Origin of the sequence: Streptomyces sp. CA-106110 (assembly GCF_050936285.1) — a bacterium.
Lineage (GTDB): Bacteria > Actinomycetota > Actinomycetes > Streptomycetales > Streptomycetaceae > Streptomyces.
The window spans coordinates 582,838-602,463 of sequence record NZ_JBNJNB010000002.1; the positions used below are offsets into that span (position 1 = coordinate 582,838).

Below are 19,626 nucleotides of genomic sequence, written 5' to 3' on the forward strand. Positions count from 1 at the left end.
TGCCCGCCGGTCGCTCGACCGTCTCCCGATCGGTGGCCGTCCTGAAAAGGCTCAGTGATTGTACCGATCGATCACCGCCGCGTAGTCGTGGAGTGATGAACCGGGTGTCTCATCATATAGATTTCCGTCGAAAGCCCACATGAGCCCCCGCAGGCCGCATGTCACCATCTGGTTGGCCGCGTCGTTCATGGCTCCCCGATAGTAAGGAGCCACGTGGGGGCCGGCGCTCTCTCCGTTGAGCAGAGTGAATCCATTACGTGTGGAGATGTTTGCGATCCAGCGCACGGAGGACCAGTTGTAAATTTCTTTGTTCGACGCGGCCAGGATGTCGACCTTGCTGTCGGTTGGTGCGCAGCCGTTGTTCCGAGGATTTCCCGAGCCGTCGACAAGCGCTGTTGATACGATTTCTACGTTCGTGTGCTCCTTAAGGAGAGGTATCGTTTTGAAGAATCCTGCTCCGGCGCCCAGCAGGTTTGGTGAAACGGTTCCGTCGAGGTGGCTGTCGATCGCACTGGCGTAGGTGCTCGGGTAGTAGCCGGCACCCGGGATAAGCACCTTCAAGTAACCTTTGTAGCCGAGTGACCTGTAGTACTTGATTTGCCAGTCGACTGCGTCGGACAGTGCCGCGAGATACCAGTCGTACCATCGACTCACCTGGCTGACGGTGAAGGCCATCCCCTGGTATTCTCGTTGGCCGGGCCGCCATCCGGGAAAAGGATTAGCCGGGACCGTTGCCGGCCTCCCGGGGTTGGATGCCGATCCCTGGGCGTTTACGTCGAACGCCCAGTAACTGTTCATGTGGACGCCGTCTGCATTCGCCGGGGGGTAGATGAACTCGCCGCTTTGGTCGACTCCGACTCGGATGGCCCAGAATTTTTCGAGGCCGATGTCCCGATGCACCCGCAATATGTACGCCTGCGCTTCCCGTCGAGCGGCCTCACTGAATACAATGTTAGCGGTCGCGGTGTACCTGGCGCCATACTGATTGACATAGGCGGCATCCGGGTGCTCCTGGAAGATCCAGGAAGGCGGGTGGTTCAGGCCGAGGCCGACTTCGACCAGGGACCCCGCATTTCGAAATGTCCGCAGCGCATTTATGGCGCTGTCGATATAATGGCGGTCGTAGAAGCCGTCGGCCGGCTCGTACTGATCCCAGCGCAGATTAAGATGTGCCACGTAAATTCCGCTGTTGTGCTCCAGGCGTGCTTTCGAGGGGTCGGTTGCCAGAGTGCCGAAATAATACCTGCCCCCCTGGCCGTACCAGACTGATTTCGCTATCAATATCCCGGCTGCGAGAAGGACGGCAACGGTCAGGGAGACAAAGTATAGAGATTTCCGGTGGCGCCTTCTGCGAAAATTCACGTGCTGCCTCCTTCGGGTACCCCGGTTGTGGAATGCAGGCCGATGGTTTCTCGGTACACCTGCTCGTACTGCTTTGCGAAGCGACCGGCTCCAAACCGCTCCTCCACCACGGCCCGTCCCCGCGCGGCGAGCGCTTCCCAGCGCAGGGGCTGGTCGAGAAGTTCTGCGAGCAGGAGGCCGGCACGCTCGCAGTCCCCCACCGGGGCGCGGAGGATCGCGTCACTGAGCGCGGCGAACTGCGGCAGGTCGCTCAGGATCACGGGGCGGCCGGTGGCGAGTGCCTCCAGGACGGTCAGCGGAACGTCGGCCTTCCCGCCCAGGGCGCGTGGTGGGAACAACAGCACGTCGGAGGAGTCGAGCAGCCCGGGCATGTCGTCGACATGCCCGTAGACGTCCACATCACTCAGCCCCTCCCGCCGAGCCAACGCTCTCAGCCCGGCCGCGCGGGACCGTTCGTCCTGCCCCGGCCGCAGCCGCATGGCCAGCGCGAGACGGAAGCGGGCACCGGCACGGGCGGCCACCGCCGCGCTCATAATGGCCTCCGAGGCGCCACCGCCGGGGTCGTAGTGTCCGGCGAACAGCACGGTCGGAGTCCCGGTCCGGCGTGGCCGTTGTGGCCATCTGTCCAGCGGAACTGCGGGTGGGATGACCCGTACGTCGCCGAAGCCTGCGGCTCGCAGCGTCTGTGCCGTCGCCTCCGAGAGCGCGATGGTCACGCCCAGAGGGCGCGCACGCTCGAGAAAGCGCGGATCCATCACGCCGGGGACGGTATGGATGACCGGCCGGTCGCCGAACAGGTGTCGCCGCAACCGGGAGAAGCGCGGGAAAGCGCTCCCGATGGTCAGCACGGCGTGGATTAGGTCGGTCCTGCGCGACAGCGCGCTGCTGGCGACGGCGATCTGGAGCCGCTCCGAGACGTGCGGGACACCGTCCCTGGACAGGACGGGGATCCGCCGGCCATGCGCCAGCCTCGGCCGACCGCGGGCGGGCCAGCGGGTGAACCAGGTGAACTCCATTCCCGGCACGCCGTCGGCGACGGCCGCGGCCAACTGCTTGTCGGCCCCCTCGCCGCCTTCGAGCGGACTGCTCGTGAGCAGCAGGACACGGGACCGGTCCGGCCCAGTGCTCACGGGGCCCTCCAGCTTGGGGGGCCGGAGTGGCCTGGTGCGGCGGAGGAGGGAGTCGGTGGAGGGCGAGCTTGTCATAGGTACGCTCCCGGAAGGAGAACAGTGGATCGGCGTGCTCGGTCAGGGCCCGCACCGCGCTCGCCGAAAGGAAGGTACGAATAGCCCTGGTCGACCTCTTTCCACGGGACGACCAGGTACCGGACGTTCTCGCGGGCCCGATCCTGCAGCGACACCCGGAGTCGGCCGTCCTCAACGGTCATGGATCGGTGCTGCCTGGGACGTCGGCAGCGCCTGGAGCAGCGGCAACCGGTAGAGCTCGATCGGACCGAAGGTCGGTCCGTCGAAGGAGAACAGCAGTGTGCCCTGGGCAGCGAGGGCCTGTGCCTGGGCGGGCGTGACGTTGCTGTAGCCCTGGTTGACCAGTTGGTGGACGACGACCGCATAGCGCACCCGGTTCGCCGTCCGGTCCGCCGGATCCAGCCATGCGCCGACCTTGTACTTGTCCGAGAGGACGACACCAGGGCCGCCGACCACGGTGATTCGGCTGCCGGCGGGCACGCGCTCGGCCATGTAGGCGCGCAGCCGCGCGTAGCCGTCGTCGGTCTTCGTCCGGGCCATCGTGTACGTGGTGCTGGAGAGCACCAGTGCGAGCGTGAGGAGTGCGACTGTGGCACTGCTGGCCTGTCGGAGTGCTCGCGGCTGACCCGTGCGCAGGGCGAGCGGTGAAGCAGCCAGCGTCACCGAGGCCACGGTGGGCACGAGAAGCAGGTACAGGATCTGCTCCTCCAGCGTCCCGAACGCGAAGGTGTAGCCGATGGTGACGAGCGCCGACGCCTGGAAGAGCGCGATCAGGCGCTGTGCCGGGCTGCCACGGCGAAGCAGCTTCACCAGCGCCACCAAGCCGAGGAGTACCAGCCCGTAGGTGACGCAGTAGGTGGGCGACTCCATCAGCAGGCGGTTGACCAGGGACGGCGCACCGGGCGCGTTGAAGCCGGTCTCCTGCTGGACGCCGACGAACCGCCTCAGACCGCCCGTCTTGACGTCGAGGTACTCGTGGAAATGGTGGTTGGCGGCCAGGACGACGACGTAGGCGGAGTAGGGCAGCAGGCTGGCTCCGGCTGCCACCAGCAGCGGGCGGCGCGCTCCCCAGCCCAGCACCGCGGCCAGCAGCAGGGGCAGCACCGTGATGAGCGCCGCCTCGTCCTTGGTCAGGATGGCCAGCCCCAGCAGCAGACCGGCGCCGACCGCTCGGGCGTACGGCCAGGGCGGTCGGCGCCGACGTCTGGTCAGGGGGATCAGCAGCAGGCACCCGGTCATGGCCCAGAACAGCGTCGCGGTCTCTAGAAGCAGGTGGCTGTTCACCCGGACGATGAAGGGCTCGACGGCGAACAGGACACCTGCCGCCGCCCCGGCGGGCAGCGAGCGGACTCGCGAGACCAGCAGCACCAGTACCGCGGCGGTACCGCCGGCGAGCAGCACGTTCAGGGCGCGCATCTCGTAGATCCCGGCGACCAGGTCGGGGCGGAATCCGAACAGCCTCTGCCAGCCGGCCTCCAGGTAGAAGAAGCCGGGCGGGTGCAGCAGGAACAGGCTGCCCTGGTAGCGCGGGAACCCGCCGGAGCCGACGCTGACGCCGATGTCCCGGTAATAGGCCTCGTCGTCGTTGACGTCCAGGGACTCGTTCATGCCGACCAGCCGCACCAGCATGGTGACGAGGAACGCCGTGCCGGCGACGATGGCGACGGCCGCGGTCTGGTGCCTGCGGCACCAGACTGCGGCCCGCCTGCATCTCATGTGGATGACGGACATCACGAGACTTCCGCCTCTCGGGCCGCCGGCACATGGGCCTTCAGGTAGATCTCCGGGACGAGCGGGACGGCTCCCCCGGGGAAGAGCGCGTCGGACTGCGTCCGGTAGGCGCTGACAAGCTCTGCCTTGGCGGGGAGCCCCCGCTGCCAAACCGTCTCGACCAGCGCGTTGCGCCGGGCGAAGACGATGTCCACAGAATGCCGCTGGTTGTACGGGAAGTCGCTGTAGTAGACCACCGGCTTCCGACTCGCCTCGGCGGCCGTCCGGACCAGCAGATGGTCGGCGTGTCCGCCGACCGCCGTCGGCGCGAGCAGCAGCCTCGGCTGCGGCGCGGCCAGTGACTCGACGATCTCCCGCACCCGGCGCAGCGTGCCGGCGTCGTGCGCCGAGATCCGGCCGGTGGACAGATGCAGGCGGTACGTCGGGTAAACGTGGTCCAGCTCGGGCAGCGCCAGCCGGGCTCCGCCGGACGAGCGCCCGTTCCTGCGGCGGAACAGGCCCTCGGTCAGCCCTAGGTGGAGCCACTCGACGCCCATCCGTTCGAGCACCGCCTGGTCCTCGGCGCGCCGGGCCCGGTACAGCGCCTCCGCGTCGGACGCCCGGACCTGCCGGAGGTAGCGGCGCGCCGAGAATGTGTACGGCCGGGGGCTTGCCTCGGTGAAGAACGTCGCGACCGTCACGGGCACCCGCGTGATCGCGTGCAGCATCAGCGCGCCGCACGACAGGACGGCGTCGTCCAGGTGAGGCGACAGCACGACGAGCGGGACGCCGTCGTCGATCGCGGTGGTCAGTGGATCGGCTCGCATGTCGCGGCCCCTTCCGCGTCGGGCACGGGCAAACCGAACAGGTGACGTACGAGGGACAGGTAGCGGTCGGTCGTCTCCTCCCAGGTATGGCGCTGGGCCGCTAGGTGAGCCTGTTGGCCCAGTCGCCGCCGCAGTTGCTCGTCCGCCGCCAGCCGCTGCATCTCGGCGGCCAGTTCGTCCACATCGAAAGGCGGGACACCCACATCCCCGCCGCGCATCCACCGCAGGGCGGGCAGATCGAAGTGCAGGACGGGCTTGCCGTAGGCCATGGCCTCCAGCGCCGCGATGCCGAACGACTCGGACCGCGACGGCATCACCAGGAAGGCGCTGCGCTCCAGCAGCTCCTGCTTGCGCGCACCACCGACCTGGCCAAGCCAGCGGACATTGCGACCGGTCTTGGCCAGCAGCGCTGCCAGCCTCTTTTCCTGGGCCGGAGTCCCGGAACCGGCGAGGACCAGCGGCATCGACGGCGAGGCCTTCGCGTACGCGGCCAACAGCAGGTCCACGCCTTTGGTATGCACGTCGATGCGGCCCAGGAACAAGATGTGCTCGCCTTGCCCGAGCCGGGCCTCGTCGATGTGACGCCGGTCGACGCCGTTCGGGATCACGTGCACGGCGGCGGGGCTGTGACGGCGCACCACCTCACGGTCGACATCGTTCATGGTGACGACGTCCCGGTAGAACCGCAGACCGAAGCGCTCCACGATGAAGAACGGAAGGTGGTACTTGTGCCACATGGTCTTGCCGCTGAGCATCTGGCCGATCCCGAGGACCCGAGCCGGCGAGAAGAGGGGGAGGAAACTGGTCGAGAACGGCGGCGTGAAGCTTTCCATCCACAGGTCGTGAGGCAGCCGTCGCGCCACGAGCGGCAGCAACGCGTGGAAGAGCAGTTGCCCGGCCCGTGGTCCCGCCCAGCCAACCGGCAGATAGCGGTAGGACACCCCGTCGCGCGTGCGTGTGTCGCCGCGTCGTGCCGCGGTGACCACCGTCACCCGGAAGTCCTCGGACAGACGGCGGGCCACCTTCTCCACGACGATCGCCCCACCGCCGTGGTAGTGCGGGTTGCCGGTGTCATCGAAGCTCGAGATCACCACGTGCTTGCGCGCGGATGTGGCGTCAGGGCAACCCAGGGCCGCGGCTGCTCCGGGTCGGTCGCCGAGGACCGCTCCGACCGCCTCGCGCACCACCGCCGATGGCCGTAAGCCGGCGTCAAGCCGCACCACCGAGGGAAGACGCTGGCCCCAGCGTCGGTAGCGGTGCCGGTAGTCGGCCAGCTGGTCGACCGTGTGCTCGCGGTCACGCGCCGCCAGCACTTCCGGAGCGACGTCGAGCAGTAGCGCGGCGTCGTACCTATCGGCCAGGCGGGTGAACAGCGTCGCCACGGGTGAGGCGGGCGCGGGGTCGAACTTCACCAGGGCGTCGAGCGGACCGCGGTCGGTCACGACCACGGTTGGCCGCCCTCGCCCGCGGATCCGCGCTCGGAGCCCGGCCTCGGTGAGCCGTACGGCGAGTTCGGCGGCATCCACCAGGGAGTGGGCGCGATCGACCGACGACCTGACTCGGCTGAACCTTCGCCATCCGCCCCGTCCGGACGCCGGCTGCCGCGTCTGCTGGAAAGCCGGGAAGCGACGGCAGAGGACGCAGCCGTAACAGTACGCGGTGACGGGGTGGAGACCGAGATCGCGAAGCACTGGCGTCATCCGGTCGACCAATGACGACTTTCCGGCCCCGTCGGGGCCGGACACCGCGACGAGGATGGGGCGTCTTGTTGGGCTCATCGGACGAGCATCCTTCGTTTCTTGGCGACGACGAGCGGCAGCCGGAGGGCGGCCTCCCGGGCCGCTGTGCGCGCTCGTCCTCGGTGCAGTAGGTGAAGCGTGTGCTCTGCCCCCACCTTCAGGGAGACCGTGACGGGAAGTGGCACCGGCAGCCTGATGGGAAGACCGCGGTCGAGCCGGCCGATGGCGTCGGTCGCCGTTGCGAGCGCGCCACCGAACCCGGCTGCCCAGCCTTCACGAGCCGCCTCCCGCCGCGCTTCGGCCACTACGTCCGGGCGAAGCAGATCCCGCACTGCGAGCAGTTCCGACAGGTCCAGTGCCAGGTTCTGGAACAGCCCATGCGCTAGCCAAATCCGCAGCTGTTCGACCGGATCGGGGAGCAGCCAGGCGTGCGCGCTGTGTGCTACGGCTCGGTCGAACAGCCGGCCGGTGGGGATCACCGGGACGCCGAACCACGACACGGCCGTGTGCAGGTGCGCCGCGGGCCCGAGCGGGGGTTCGAGCAGGACCTTTGTCGAGCGCTCGAGCCAGTACTTCGACTCGTGCACGTACCAGTCCGCCAAGGTGGCACATGCCGCCTTCCACTGCCAGTCGCGCACCACGAGATCAAAATTGCTGTAGACGTAGTCGCCCATCAGGTCCGCCTTGATGAGGACGGTGGGGATCCCCGCCGCCCGCAAGAGGTCGGTCACCTGGCACAGGTTGTGCCGGAACAACTCGTTCGCATCGTGCACCTCGGCCACAGTGCTTGCTAGTTGTTGGGGATACGCGCGCGCGAGCCGGCCCTCCACCTGGTTGCGCCGGGCCAGCGCCAGCACGCGCTGCAACTCGGCATCGCTGGCTGGGCGCACGTCGCCCCGCCAGACGGCGTCGACGAGCAGCCGGGTGGGCTCCTTCGGCATGTCCGTTTCGGTCGCCCGGCGGCCTTGTGCTCGATTCATGTGTGTCCCTTCATGAACCTCTTCGCGAACGTGGTCGGCTCCGTCGGCCGCCGGGGCCGACGAGGTCAGTCCGTAGGCCTCGGCTGTCTGCCACGTTGCCGGCTGCGACGTCGCCTTGCCGTGATGGACGGGGGGCGAGGCGTCGAGCGCTTCGGACCGGTGTAGGAAGCGCTGGGCCGCGCGCAGTCCTGTGGCGGTGGCGACGATCAGCCACAGCACCAGATAGGGGCGCAATAGCGTCAGCAACCCGGCCAGCACGAGGGGCTCCAGCAGTGGCACTCGACGGAGGACGCCGGTTCCCTGGCGGCGCACGAGGCGGCAGGCGAGTAGGACCAGCGCGCCCACGGCCCCACAGGCGGCGCCGACCGCAAGACCGCGCACCCCCGCGGCCGACCAGCCGACGAGCAGCGCGGCGACATAGCCGAGCAGTCCGGCGGCTTGCCACCACAAGCAGGTGTAGTCGTCCACCGCCTGGAAGAACGTCGTCACCAGGTTGAGTCCGCCGACCGCGAAGCCCGTGATCGCCGTGAATTCCAGCAGCGTGGCCATCATGCCGTACTGAGCCGGGAATAGGGCCGACAGCACCGCCCTGGGTGCGGTCACGAACACCGTGGTGAGGGGCAACGCAACGATGACGTACATGCTCAGGGCTCTGGCGGCGAGCGATTCCCCTGCGCGGCGCCTCGACAGCGACGGGAGGAACGCCGCCGAGATCGCAGACGCCATAAACGTGGGGACCCGGGCCAGCACCACGCTGGCCTGGTAGCTCGCGGCGGCCGATCGGTCACCTGGCAGTACCGTGACCAGCACGAGGTCGATCGCGCCCATCACCGCCACGAGCCCTTGCACGCCGGCGATGCCCACTGCCCGCCGCCATAGGTCGCGATTGGTCGTCACGCTGTGCCGTAACCGGCCACTGCCGCGCGACGGGGACGGCCACCAAAACGACGGGGACGGCCACCAGAACAGGGAGGGCAACACCGCGAGGCCGAAGGCCGCCAGTGCACCGGTGTCGCCCAACCCGGCGGTGGCCACCAGCAGCAGCCCGACCGCGCTCTTCAACCCGGCCTCGCTCGAGGTAAGAGTCGACAGGGTCCGGATCCGCTCGGATCCTTGCAGCCATCCGGTGGTGACGGTGCTCAGGAAAATGAGCAGCGTGCTGACGGCCAGGGCTAACATCGTCGCGGGGCCAGCGAACTGGCTGGCCACGGCGGCCACGGCGGTGCCGGCGAGGATCCCGCCGCCGATGCTTATGACGATGGCGAACCGGATCGCGTCGTCTCGTTCGGAGCTCGAACGCGCGCGCGCCAGGCTTTGGGCCAGTACCCAGGGGACCGCCACGGTCGCCACGGTGGACGCGCAGAGAATGAGCCCTTGGCCGGCGCTGAAACGCGAGTAGGCAGCGGCATCCAGCGACCGGGTGAGCAGCAGCGCGTACCCGTAGTTGAAGATCCCGACGGCCAGGAAGGCCACCGTGTACCACCGGGCGCCGCGAACCGCCGCGATCTGGTCTGGCTGCGCCGATGCCTTCAGACCGGCTGCGTGGGAGGTGGCCATGTAAGATTTTTCTCGATCCCGTGGAGGAGGTCCCGGCTTTTCGCCAGCGTGACGGATGCCTCTTCTACTTCCACGCCAAGGCGCCGCAGCTTCTTCAGTGCGAGGACCTCGTCACACCCATGCAGGAGGAGCCGGAACGCGTTCTCCCGCCTGATCCACGCATCGGTCGGCTGCAGCGAGGCCTTCATGACGCGCTCCAGGGCATCGCCGTCTTCCGCCTCGAACTGCGCCACGACCGAAAGGTCACTGATCTTGCGGCGTGGCTTGCGGTGCTGCTGCACGCGCCGCGACTCGGCCAGAACCACCTCGGCGAGTCGCACGGCGCTGTCGTCCCAGGAGAAGCCAGCGGCCCAAGCGAGGCATTGATGGGCCATCCGTTCTGGCACCCCCGCGACACTGAGTTCATCGAGTGCATGGTGGATGCCCTCGGCGAGATCCGTGCTGGGCGGCAGTAACCAGCCGTTGCGGCCATCCTGGATGGCGTCCCGCAGGCCGGGCACCTCGAAGGCGAGCGCGGGAGTTCCCATGCTGTTGGCCTCGATCACGGCGAGGCCCCAGCCTTCGGCGCGGGAGGGCACGACCGTGAGCCATGCCCTTGTGAGCAGCTCGCGTTTCCGGTCCTCGTCCACGTGCCCGTGGAAGTCGACGACGAGACCGAGGCCGAGCTTGGCAGCCAGTTTCTGCAACCCCTCAAGCTCGCTTCCGTCGCCGGCGATGTCGATGTGAAGGTCCGGCCAGCGACGCAGCAGGGCGGGGACGGCCTGGAGCAACAAGTCGATTCGCTTGTGGGGCACGAGCCGGTTCACGACCGCGATGGTGGGCGTCGCACTGCGCGGCAGCCGGACCTCGGGCGGGGGGGGAGCGCCGTTCGGCACCAGGTAGATCGGATTGTTGAAGCCGAGGCGACGACGCACTTCCTCGCGCGTCGAGGGGGAGACCGCGACGATGGGACACCCCCGGTACACCAGTCGGCTGGCTTGCTTCTCCAGGACCCGGCCCACCATGTTCAAAGGCCAGTCGAAACGGAGATCGAACTGGTCCTGGTGAACGTGGTGGATGACGCAGACTCTCGCCGTCCACCGGGGGGCGAAGAGCGGCGAGAAGAACGGGATGCCGTTTTGGAAGTCGACCACGGCGTCGTACTCACGGCGGCTTCCGCGCAGGTGGCGTGCGGCCGCGGAATAGACGCCGAAGGTACCGCCGTTCCGCCGGATCGACACCCCTTCCCAGGAGTCGTGCGACGCAGCCCCCGGGTATCGGGAGGTGAAGAGGGTCACTTGCACGCCGACTTCGGCCCACCGTCGCGCGATCTCGAAGCAGTAGGTTTCCGCCCCGCCGGCCTGTGGATGGGAGGGGTCGCGCCAGTTCAGGAACAACACATGCATGCCGGCGAGCTGATCCAATGCGGTCATCCTGTTCCCCGAGAGATGGCGATACGGAGCAGGTCGGCCATGGCACGGAAACCGTCGCGTCGGGCTGAGAACGTCGATCCCGGGACGTCCGACCAGGCAATCGGCACCTCAACGCAGGTGTGCCCGGTGCGCACGATGCGAGCGAGCATCTCCACGTCGAACGCGAACCCGTTGATGCGGCAGTTCTCGGCGATCTCGCGCACCAGCGGCCCGTTGAAGAACTTGAAGCCGCACTGGGTGTCCGAAATGTCTGGCAAGGTTAAATGGGCGAGCCTGCGAAACACCCACCCCCCTCCTCGTCGCGCCACCGACTGCTCGACCTCGTATCGCGCACCGGGAGCGCGCCTGGACGCGATGACGGCGTCGTACCCCTCACCCAGCAACGCCATCGCGTCGTCCAGGGTCGCGATGGGTGTCGCGTTGTCCGCGTCGATGAAACCGATGAAACGCGCCGAGGAGGTGAGGATGCCACGGCGCACCGCCGCACCCTTGCCGCGTTCACTACAACCAATCACGTAGATCTTGACAGCAGGATTTTGGAACTGCTCGATGATCTCTGCGGTGTGGTCGACGCTGCCGTTGTCCACCACGACGATCGCCGACGACCAGCCCCGGCTCGCGAGGTGATCGATGGTGGCCGAAATGGTCGCGGGGAGGCGCCGCTCCTCGTTGCGTGCGGGAATGACCACTTCCAGGTCCACCTGTGGGCGCCTGAAACACCGCAGGACTCCCTCGTCCAGTCGGGAATCAAGTCTTCGCGAGTGCGGCATCAAAAGCGACACCATTTTTCACCCCTTCGATTGCGGCCCGGTACGTTCGGGATCGGTTATTGAGCATCTGAAGTCCGCCACCTCCTGGAAGCGCTGCTCGTCAAGCCCGGCGCGCCAGCCGGCTCCGAAGCCTTGGACCCGCCTTGGCGCTGTGGGCGTGCACGAGGTCGGGCCGGACGCGCCGAACCACTTCGCGGACCTGGGCGGTCTCCCTGACCAGCAGCGGCCCGGGGGCTCGTACCGCATGCCAGGGGTGAACGCGGGCCCCGTGCCGGGCTGCCGCCGGAGCGAGTGGCCCGTCGGGCGGGCAGGCCACCGCGACCCGCAGGCTGGCCAGAACCTGGGCGCGCACCAACTGCTCGACGACCCGGCCGACCCCGCCGTCGGCCAGCTGAGTCAGGTGCAGGACCGTCAGGCCGCCGGTGCCGGGCTGTCGATGGACGTGGTCCAGTACGGTCGCGCTCAACGTCATACACCGGTCTGGGTGAAGAGCGCGCCGACGATGTAGTCCTCGCCCCGGTACCGGAACGGAAGGACGGATTCGTTCCGTCGGCTTTGGCCGAGTGCCGGACGTGCCCGCGCCTCCCAAGGCGTGGCGGGCGCGTGCGCCGTCGTTGATGGATCTTCTGATCGCTGGGCGTCAGGTCGACGGCAACCGTCTTCACGTTCTCGCCGGCTGCCCGCATATCGAGGACCTTGCGGTGCAGCTCGGACGGATACGGTGGGGGCACGTCATCCTTCCGGAAGGTCAGTTCGTGGTCTCGGGCCCGGAGATCCGTCTTGGGGAGTGAGGGAGTGACTGGCATTCCCAGGCCCTGGGTCCGGGCGGGTAGGCTGATATGCCGCCGCACGGTCATGGTGGGTCGGAGTCCGCACAGCCCGTCCTCGCCTCGTGGCTCGAGGGCGTGGGGGCTCATGGCATGGCTGTCATCGGTTCGCTTCTCCTCGACCCAAGGACCTCGGCCGACCCCAGGGCACCGCGAAGACTCGAACACTGATGGAAACCCGGACATTGTCCAATGAAATTGGACGATTCGTCCGACGGGATTGGACGGTAGGGTGTGTCATCAATCGCCCGCAAGGCGACTCAACCACGCCAGTCACGGCCTGCAGAGCGACGCGATCGACGAAGTTGCAGATGGGACGCGTACGGCCGGAATTTCGACACAGGCAATCCACAACAAAAACCCACTCGAACGGGCCAACCTCGCGCCCTTCACGCCCGGGATTCATCTCGCACGGCATCTCGCAATGACGCATGGGACCGCACATGCGCGGCGACTGCGTCGGATACACTTAAAGGCGGGGAGAAACATGGGTGTCCACGCCCGACGTGCAATAAGTGATGTAAATTCAACTAATGGGCGGGTGAGAGTATTTCGGGTCTTCGAGCTTGAGCGGTGCGGGTCGCCAAGCGGGCTGAGGCACCGTCACAGTGCGTATGGGACCTGGTGGCTCTTGCCGGGACGCAGAGTGCCCGTGGGTCCAACGTCGCTCGGTTAGTCACGGCAGCTGTAAGTCTTGATCGTTGACGTGTCTGTTCAGGTCTGAGGGTCCCCTCGTAGCGTGGAGTCCGTGATACCAGGGGAAGTTGAGGTTCATGGGGTCCAAGCAACAGAAGTACGACGCTGAGTTCCGTGAGGGCGCTGTACGCATCGTGATCGAGACGGGGAAGCCGATCCCTAAGGTCGCCGAGGAACTCGGGGTCCATCCCGGCACGCTGCACAGCTGGGTCTCGCGGTGGCGCCGCAACGGCTCGGCTTCCTCCGACCGGCCCGCGCCTGCCGAGGCGAGTGGTCGGCTGCGGGAGGCCGAACGCGCCGAGCTGGAACGGTTGCGGCGGGAGATGGGCGAGAAGAACAAGCGCATCCGCGAGCTGGAGATGGAGCGTGATGTCTTCAAACGCTGCATGGCCTTGTGGGTGAAGTAGCTGCTGCGGACCCGGCCCAGGTGGCCAGGATGATCAGCGACTGCAAGGCCGGGCAGAACATTCCGCACAACCTCGCGTGCCGTGTGCTGGGCGTGTCGGAGTCGTGGTTCTACAAGTGGCGGGATCGACCCGTCACCGCGCGCGAGGTGCGGCGTGAGGAACTGGCCGACGCGATCAAGCACATCTTCGACACCTCGGGCGGCACCTACGGCTCCCCGAAGATCTGGATCACGCTCATACGGGAGGGATGGCGGGTATCGGTGAACACCGTCGCCAAGCTCATGGCCGAACTCGGCCTGGCCGGACGCAAGATACGCCGCAGGCGTGGGCTCACTCGCCCCGGCAGGCGGGCCGCGGCCCCGGACTTCGTGCGCCGTGACTTCACCGCCGACGCACCCGATCAGGTCTGGGCGGGCGACATGACGGAGATCGTCACGAGCGAGGGGAAGCTCCACCTGGCCACCGTGATCGATCTGTTCTCGCGCCGCCTGCTCGGCTACGCGATGAGCGCCCACCATGATGCCGAACTCGTCGTGGCCTCCCTGCACATGGCCGCCGCCACCCGAGGCGGCGACGTCAAGGGCGTGATCTTCCACAGCGACAGGGGTTCGGAATACGTCTCTCGCCGGTTCAAGCGGACCTGCCGCCGCCTGGGCGTGACCCAGTCCATGGGCCGGGTCGGCTCGTGTTTCGACAATGCCGTCAGCGAGGCGTTCAACAGCGTGCTCAAGGTCGAGTACGTTCACCGGCACACCTTCGCCACCCGCACCGAGGCCCGACTGAAGATCGCCACGTGGATCACCGGGTTCTACAACACCCATCGGCTACACAGCGTGTGCGGCTACCGCAGTCCGATCGACTACGAACACGACCACCGGGCTAACTCCGTCCTGGAGCTGGCCGCTTAGCAGGCCTCCACAGTTCGAGGGGATTGACACCGGCGCGAACACCTCCACCTGGCGCGAAGAGGCGGTGAGCGCATGAACATTCGCCCCCTCCTGGAGGCACTGGACATCCAGGAGGACGCGGCCCGGGCGCTGGCCGACGACCTTCGCGCACAGATCGACGCCCTGCGGACCCGGCTGCGGGAGGCCGAGACACACCTCGAGCACCTCGCGATCACCCGAAAGACGGTCACCGGCCTCGCCGACCGGCTCCCCGCATCCCTGCCGGAGCTGCCCGAGCACCCGGACTACCCGCGCATCCTCGCTGTCTTCAACGAGGCGACCGGCCCCTTGCGGGCCAAGGACGTCTGCCAGGCCCTCGGTCACGAAGTGCTGCCGAAGAACGTCGAAGGCACCCGGGCCAAGCTGAAGCGCCTGGTCAAACTTGGCATCCTCACCGAAGCCGACACCGGCAACTTCGCGAAAAAGCAGTAGCCGGCACCGCGGCCAGCACTCCTGCCCCAAGCATCACCTGGAAACGGACATCACCTTACGAACTGCCTTCTCAAAACGCCGGACGATTTCTAGATCAGCCGCTGTGTGTCTCCCGTCGTCGCGGCAGCCACCTGGTCGGTCAAGCGCACGAGGAGGTCGGCCCGATCGCGGGTGGTGTCGATCAAGTCGGCGTTGCGCTGATCGCTGCCCCGGGCCCAGCGCTCCGCCTCGACTGGGTTCTTTCCGAACGCCTCGTGGCGGCGGGCCAGCCGGAGCAGCCTGAGATCGTCCTCGGGGGCGAGGAACCATGTCTCGTCGAGCAGGTGACGGACCGGTGCCCATGCCCCGCGGTCCACAAGGAGGTAGTTTCCTTCCGTCACGACCAGCGGTACCTCTCGTGCAACGGGGATGGCTCCTGCGATGGGTTCTTCGATCTCCCGGCGGAACTCGGGTGCGTAGACCACAGTCTCCTGCTGGCGGTGCAGCCTGCGCAGCAACGAGACGTAGCCGGCAGCGTCGAAGGTGTCTTCGGCCCCCTTGCGGGGTCGGCGGCCGAGTTGCTCGAGCACCGCGTTGGCGAGGTGGTAGCCGTCCATTGAGACCAGCACCGCATGCGGGGCCAGCTCCCGCACCAGCGCGTGGGCAAGGGTGGACTTTCCCGCGCCCGGGGCCCCGGTGATGCCGAGTATGCGTCGTTGTCCCGATACCACCAGGGAACGGGCTCGATTGACGAGCTGGTCGAGGGAGTGTTCGGTCAGCTGCGGCATGCCTGGTCCTTCGGTCGTGCGGTTCTGTGCGGCTGCCGCGCGCGGCGGCATGTTGAGGAAGACGTGCGTCGAGGGGGTCAGTGGTCGCCCAAGCGGTTCGCGAGCACCGTGAGCTCCGTGAACTCCGGCGTGTCCAGCCAGCTGCGTGGACCGGGTACCGTGCACCGAAGTGCCGCGACATGCGCGGCGAACCGCAGCAGCGGCCCGGGCGGAGCGGACGGTGTGCGTGCCAGCGCGTAGGCGAAGGCCCCGTGAAACACGTCGCCGGCGCCAAGCGTGTCGCGCGCCTCCACGTCGGGCACCTCGACGGTGCCCCGGGCGTTGCGAGACGACCAGTGCACGGGGTCTGGGCCGTGGGTCACGGCGACCATGGGCACCCCTCGGCGGAGCAGCGCTGTGGCTGCGTCGTCGCTGGCGGGCACCCGTAGGTCCGCGGAGCACACCGCGAAACTCGTACAGGGGATCAGCTCCTCGTACACGGGTTTCCAGCTTCCGGCGTCGAGGACCACCGGGACCCGCGCCTCATGCGCCAGCCGGGCCGCGGCCACGGCGAGCCGGGGATGATGGCCGTCGAGCAGTACGACGTCGGCGCCGTCGAGGGTCTCGGGTAGCCAGTCCGGTACCGGTATGTCCTGGTGCGCGGCGTTCACCGAGACGACTGAGCGCTCCCCGGAGCCGTCGCTGACGTAGATGCTGGAGACGGTGGGGGTGCCCGTGTAGTCCCGGGCGGCGTCACGGACCGCCACCTGCCGCTCTTGCAGCTCTGCGGCGGCGAAACCGGCGAGAACGTGGCTACCGAGGCTTGTCACCAGTGTCGCCTGTCCGCCCAGCGCCGCGAACGTCAAAGCGGCGTTGGCGGCAGGGCCTCCGGCGGCGAGTTCCTGACTGTGCGCGGTCGTCTTCTGATTCGGGCCGGGCGGCGACGCAACGCGGTAGATCGTGTCCAGGGTCGCCAGGCCGACGAAGAGTCCGCGCACCGTCTTACTCGGCACCGGTGTGCTCGGCCGTCTGCTCGGGGGAGATGGCGCCGGTCATGAGGGCGACCACCTCGGACATCGCCCGGTCCTGCGGCCGGACCACGGTGAGGCGCCTGCCCAGGCGGTGGATGTGGATGCGGTCGGCGATCTCGAACACGTGCGGCATGTTGTGGCTGATGAGTACCACCGGGATGCCGCGGTCGCGGATTTCGCGGATCATGTCCAGGACCATGCCGGACTCGCGCACCCCAAGCGCCGCCGTGGGCTCGTCGAGGATGACGACGCGGGTTCCGAACGCGGCGGCTCGCGCGACCGCGACGGCCTGGCGCTGCCCCCCCGAGAGGGTCTCGACCGGCTGGGTCATCGACCGGATCCCGATCTTGAGGTCGCTCATGTGCTGGGCGGACTGGGCGCGCATGCGGGGTTGGTCCAGCCGTCGGAACAGCCGGCCCCAGAGGGAGGCCCTCCGGATCTCCCGGCCGAGGTAGAGGTTGCTGGCGATATCGAGGGCGGGAGCGACGGCGAGATCTTGGTAGACCGGTTCGATCCCGTTGCGGCGGGCGTCCAGCGGGCTGCGGAAGTGCACTGGGACGCCCTCCATCAGCAGCTGGCCCGAGTCGGGGACGATCGCACCGGAAAGCGCTTTGATCAGGCTGGACTTGCCGGCTCCGTTGTCCCCGACGACCGCCAGCACTTCGCCGGCGCGCAGGTCGAAGTCGGCCCCGTCGATCGCGGTGACATGCCCGTAGCGCTTGACGATGTTGCGAGCCTCGAGCACGGGTTGCCCGGCGTCGGCCTGGTCGCGGGGTGCCGGGTTCACTTGTTCCTCCTACGGGCGAACTGGTCGACGGCCACCGCGAGGATGACGAGGATGCCGGTGGCTACGTTCTGGTAGAGGTTGTCGATGCCGGCCAGGGTCAGCCCGTTGCGCAGGACTCCGACGATGAGGGTGCCGAGCAGGGTCCCACCGACTCCTCCGCGGCCGCCGAACAGGCTGGTGCCCCCGATGACGACCGCGGTGATGCTCTCCAGGTTGGCGTTCTGGTAGGCGTTCGGGTCGGCGTTTGGAATGCGGCCCAGGGCCGCCCAGGCAGCGAGCCCGCAGACGATACCCGTCGCGATGTAGACGCTGAGCAGATTGCGGCTGACCTTGATCCCTGTCAGGCGTGCCGCCTCCACGTTGTCGCCGACGGCATAGACGTGCTTGCCCCACGCCGTCTGCGTCAGCGCGTACCAGGCGGTGGCGTACAGGGCCAGCATCAGAAGTACGCCGTAGGTCAACGAGACGCCGCCGAGGTGCACGCTCGTGCCCGTCGCGGTGAGCAACTGCGACTGGACCGGGTAGGTGCTGGAGCCGGCGTACAGCTGGGTCACGGCCGCCAGCACGGTGAACGAACCGAGCGTGACGATGAAGGGTGGCAGCCGCAGCACGGTGACGAGGGTGCCGTTGAGGCCGCCGAGCGCGGCGCAGAGAACGAGGGTGAGCAGCAGAGCAAGCGGGGCGCCGTGGCCGGCGAGCTTCGCGAGGACGATCGTGCCGAGCACCGCGATGGCGCCGACCGACAGGTCGATGCCGGCCGTGAGGACGACCAGCGTCTGGCCGACGGCCAGCATCCCGACCACGATGCACTGCTGCAGGATCAGGGACAGGTTGCCTATGGCCAGGAAGTTGTCCGTGATGAGGGTGAAAACCGCACAGGCGATGAGCAGTGCGGCCAGTGGCCCGACGATGGGGCGGCGGATGATCGTGTCCAAGGTGCCCGCGCGGTCCGTGCGCGGAGCGGTGGCGGCCGAGGCCATGGGGGACTCCAGGTGGTGAGGACGGCTGGGAGGCGCAATCCGGCGGCGCCTCCCAGCCTGTGGTCAGTGGATTAGCCCCAGCAGTTCGCCGCGCCCCACGTGCTGTCCTGGGAGGGCAGGCCGGGCATTGGCTGGTCCGTGATGAGCTGGGAACCGGTGTCCTGGAACCCGGAGGGCTTCGTGCCGTCCTTGGCGTACTTCACCACTGCGTCGATGCCGCCCTCGGCCATCTTCTTCGGGAACTGCATGACGGTGGCCCCGACCTTGCCGGCCTTGACGTCGGCAACGCCCTGGCAGCTCCCGTCGATCGAGCCGACGACCACCTTGGAGGCCAGGCCCTTGGCCGAGATGGCCTGGTAGGCGCCGCGGGCCGCGGGCTCGTTGATCGTGTACAGCGCATTGATGGTCGCATTGCGTTGGAGAAGGTTCTCCATCGCCGCCTGGGCCTTGTTCTGGTCGCCGTTGGTGTTCTCCTTGCCGACGATCGCGGCGTCGTTGTCCGAGATGCCGAACCCCGCGAGGAAACCGTCGTGGCGGAAGGTGTCCACGGTTCCGCCGGGGGTGCCGTCGAGCATGGCGAGGTGCGGTGCCTGACCGCCGAGCTTGGCCTTCACCCACTGGCCCTGCTGCTTGCCGGCGGCGGTGTTGTCCGTGGCAAAAGTGGCGTCAACTGCGCTCGCGGGATCGGTCGCCGTGTCCAGGGCTATGACGACCACACCGGCGTCACGGGCCTGCTTGATCGCCGAGAGGATGCCCGAGGAGCTGTTCGGTGTGATCAAGATGCCCTTGACACCGCGGCTGACGAGGTTCTCGATCGCCGAGACCTGGCCCTCGTTGTCCCCGTCGAACTTGCCTGCCAGGGCGATCAGTTGTGCACCCTGCTTGCCGGCTTCCGCCTGCGCGGACTCACGGAGTTTGACGAAATAGGGATTGCTGTCGGTCTTCGTGATCAGCCCGATCTTGACCGCGCTCCCGGAGCCGTTCGATGCGGAGCTCGAGGAACTGCCGCACGCGGCCAGCGACATGGTGAGGATGCCGCAGGCGGTCAGCGCCGTCACCCGGGCAGCGTGCTTACGGAAGTGGGGCGAACGGTGTGGACCTCTGTACGACATGCGTGGGCCTCCTTTGGCCAGCTGCGTGAGGAGCGATCAACGGTGGGGACCGTAACGCCTGGTCCCGCGTCAGACAAGCGTTTGCGCAAGCGTTTTCGC

At 67.8% G+C, this 19,626-nt stretch carries 17 protein-coding genes; 3 read left to right on the top strand and 14 right to left on the bottom strand.

All coding sequences use genetic code 11. From position 1 onward, the window contains the following. Nucleotides 1-51 precede the first annotated feature (51 nt). The 9 genes from ACQEXA_RS60315 to ACQEXA_RS60355 all read right to left on the bottom strand — a co-directional run bounded on the left by ACQEXA_RS60315 (nucleotide 52) and on the right by ACQEXA_RS60355 (nucleotide 12,034). On the bottom strand, nucleotides 52-1,362 hold the full coding sequence (locus ACQEXA_RS60315; protein WP_433135201.1) for a beta-galactosidase: 1,311 nt from the start codon (nucleotides 1,360-1,362) through the stop codon (nucleotides 52-54). After that, a complete protein-coding gene (locus tag ACQEXA_RS60320; RefSeq protein WP_433135202.1) occupies nucleotides 1,359-2,492 on the bottom strand; it encodes a glycosyltransferase family 4 protein in 1,134 nt (377 codons plus the stop codon). The genes ACQEXA_RS60315 and ACQEXA_RS60320 overlap by 4 nt, the downstream gene beginning before the upstream one ends. Before the next feature lie 246 nt (nucleotides 2,493-2,738). Continuing rightward, nucleotides 2,739-4,283, bottom strand: a complete 1,545-nt coding sequence (locus ACQEXA_RS60325; protein ID WP_432941340.1) for an ArnT family glycosyltransferase — start codon at nucleotides 4,281-4,283, stop codon at nucleotides 2,739-2,741. Between the two features lie 14 nt (nucleotides 4,284-4,297). After that, nucleotides 4,298-5,104, bottom strand: a complete 807-nt coding sequence (locus tag ACQEXA_RS60330; RefSeq protein ID WP_432941343.1) for a PIG-L deacetylase family protein — start codon at nucleotides 5,102-5,104, stop codon at nucleotides 4,298-4,300. Then, nucleotides 5,086-6,882, bottom strand: coding sequence for a glycosyltransferase (locus tag ACQEXA_RS60335; RefSeq protein ID WP_433135203.1), 1,797 nt, complete (start codon nucleotides 6,880-6,882; stop codon nucleotides 5,086-5,088). Before ACQEXA_RS60335 ends, ACQEXA_RS60330 begins: the two co-directional genes overlap by 19 nt. Next, a complete protein-coding gene (locus tag ACQEXA_RS60340) occupies nucleotides 6,879-9,380 on the bottom strand; it encodes a lipopolysaccharide biosynthesis protein (protein WP_432941348.1) in 2,502 nt (833 codons plus the stop codon). The genes ACQEXA_RS60335 and ACQEXA_RS60340 overlap by 4 nt, the downstream gene beginning before the upstream one ends. Then, complete coding sequence (locus ACQEXA_RS60345) at nucleotides 9,353-10,783, bottom strand: glycosyltransferase family 4 protein (protein WP_433135205.1); 1,431 nt, start codon at nucleotides 10,781-10,783, stop codon at nucleotides 9,353-9,355. Before ACQEXA_RS60345 ends, ACQEXA_RS60340 begins: the two co-directional genes overlap by 28 nt. 5 nt (nucleotides 10,784-10,788) lie before the next feature. Further along, on the bottom strand, nucleotides 10,789-11,493 hold the full coding sequence (locus tag ACQEXA_RS60350) for a dolichyl-phosphate beta-glucosyltransferase (RefSeq protein WP_432941352.1): 705 nt from the start codon (nucleotides 11,491-11,493) through the stop codon (nucleotides 10,789-10,791). Nucleotides 11,494-11,662: 169 nt separating this feature from the next. After that, a complete protein-coding gene (locus ACQEXA_RS60355; RefSeq protein WP_432941355.1) occupies nucleotides 11,663-12,034 on the bottom strand; it encodes a glycosyltransferase in 372 nt (123 codons plus the stop codon). A gap of 1,128 nt (nucleotides 12,035-13,162) precedes the next feature. Between ACQEXA_RS60355 and ACQEXA_RS60360 the strand changes: the two genes are divergently transcribed. The 3 genes from ACQEXA_RS60360 to ACQEXA_RS60370 all read left to right on the top strand — a co-directional run bounded on the left by ACQEXA_RS60360 (nucleotide 13,163) and on the right by ACQEXA_RS60370 (nucleotide 14,871). Next, nucleotides 13,163-13,492 (top strand): transposase, encoded by a 330-nt coding sequence (locus ACQEXA_RS60360; RefSeq protein WP_432929780.1) that lies wholly within the window; start codon nucleotides 13,163-13,165, stop codon nucleotides 13,490-13,492. 29 nt (nucleotides 13,493-13,521) lie between these two features. Continuing rightward, nucleotides 13,522-14,400, top strand: coding sequence for an IS3 family transposase (locus ACQEXA_RS60365; protein WP_433135206.1), 879 nt, complete (start codon nucleotides 13,522-13,524; stop codon nucleotides 14,398-14,400). Between the two features lie 72 nt (nucleotides 14,401-14,472). Further along, the gene (locus ACQEXA_RS60370; RefSeq protein WP_433135207.1) at nucleotides 14,473-14,871 is read left to right on the top strand and encodes a hypothetical protein; all 399 of its coding nucleotides are present in this window, start codon (nucleotides 14,473-14,475) and stop codon (nucleotides 14,869-14,871) included. An 89-nt stretch (nucleotides 14,872-14,960) separates the two neighbouring features. Here the strand turns inward: ACQEXA_RS60370 and ACQEXA_RS60375 are convergent, their stop codons facing one another. The 5 genes from ACQEXA_RS60375 to ACQEXA_RS60395 form a co-directional block, all read right to left on the bottom strand. Continuing rightward, on the bottom strand, nucleotides 14,961-15,638 hold the full coding sequence (locus ACQEXA_RS60375) for a nucleoside/nucleotide kinase family protein (protein ID WP_361828810.1): 678 nt from the start codon (nucleotides 15,636-15,638) through the stop codon (nucleotides 14,961-14,963). A gap of 77 nt (nucleotides 15,639-15,715) precedes the next feature. Then, complete coding sequence (locus tag ACQEXA_RS60380; protein WP_433135208.1) at nucleotides 15,716-16,630, bottom strand: PfkB family carbohydrate kinase; 915 nt, start codon at nucleotides 16,628-16,630, stop codon at nucleotides 15,716-15,718. After that, nucleotides 16,620-17,435, bottom strand: coding sequence for an ATP-binding cassette domain-containing protein (locus ACQEXA_RS60385; protein ID WP_432941365.1), 816 nt, complete (start codon nucleotides 17,433-17,435; stop codon nucleotides 16,620-16,622). Before ACQEXA_RS60385 ends, ACQEXA_RS60380 begins: the two co-directional genes overlap by 11 nt. Then, the gene (locus ACQEXA_RS60390; RefSeq protein WP_432941367.1) at nucleotides 17,432-18,415 is read right to left on the bottom strand and encodes an ABC transporter permease; all 984 of its coding nucleotides are present in this window, start codon (nucleotides 18,413-18,415) and stop codon (nucleotides 17,432-17,434) included. Before ACQEXA_RS60390 ends, ACQEXA_RS60385 begins: the two co-directional genes overlap by 4 nt. 71 nt (nucleotides 18,416-18,486) lie before the next feature. Next, nucleotides 18,487-19,527: a substrate-binding domain-containing protein gene (locus ACQEXA_RS60395; protein WP_432941370.1), complete on the bottom strand. Its 1,041-nt coding sequence runs from the start codon at nucleotides 19,525-19,527 to the stop codon at nucleotides 18,487-18,489. Nucleotides 19,528-19,626: the final 99 nt, after the last annotated feature.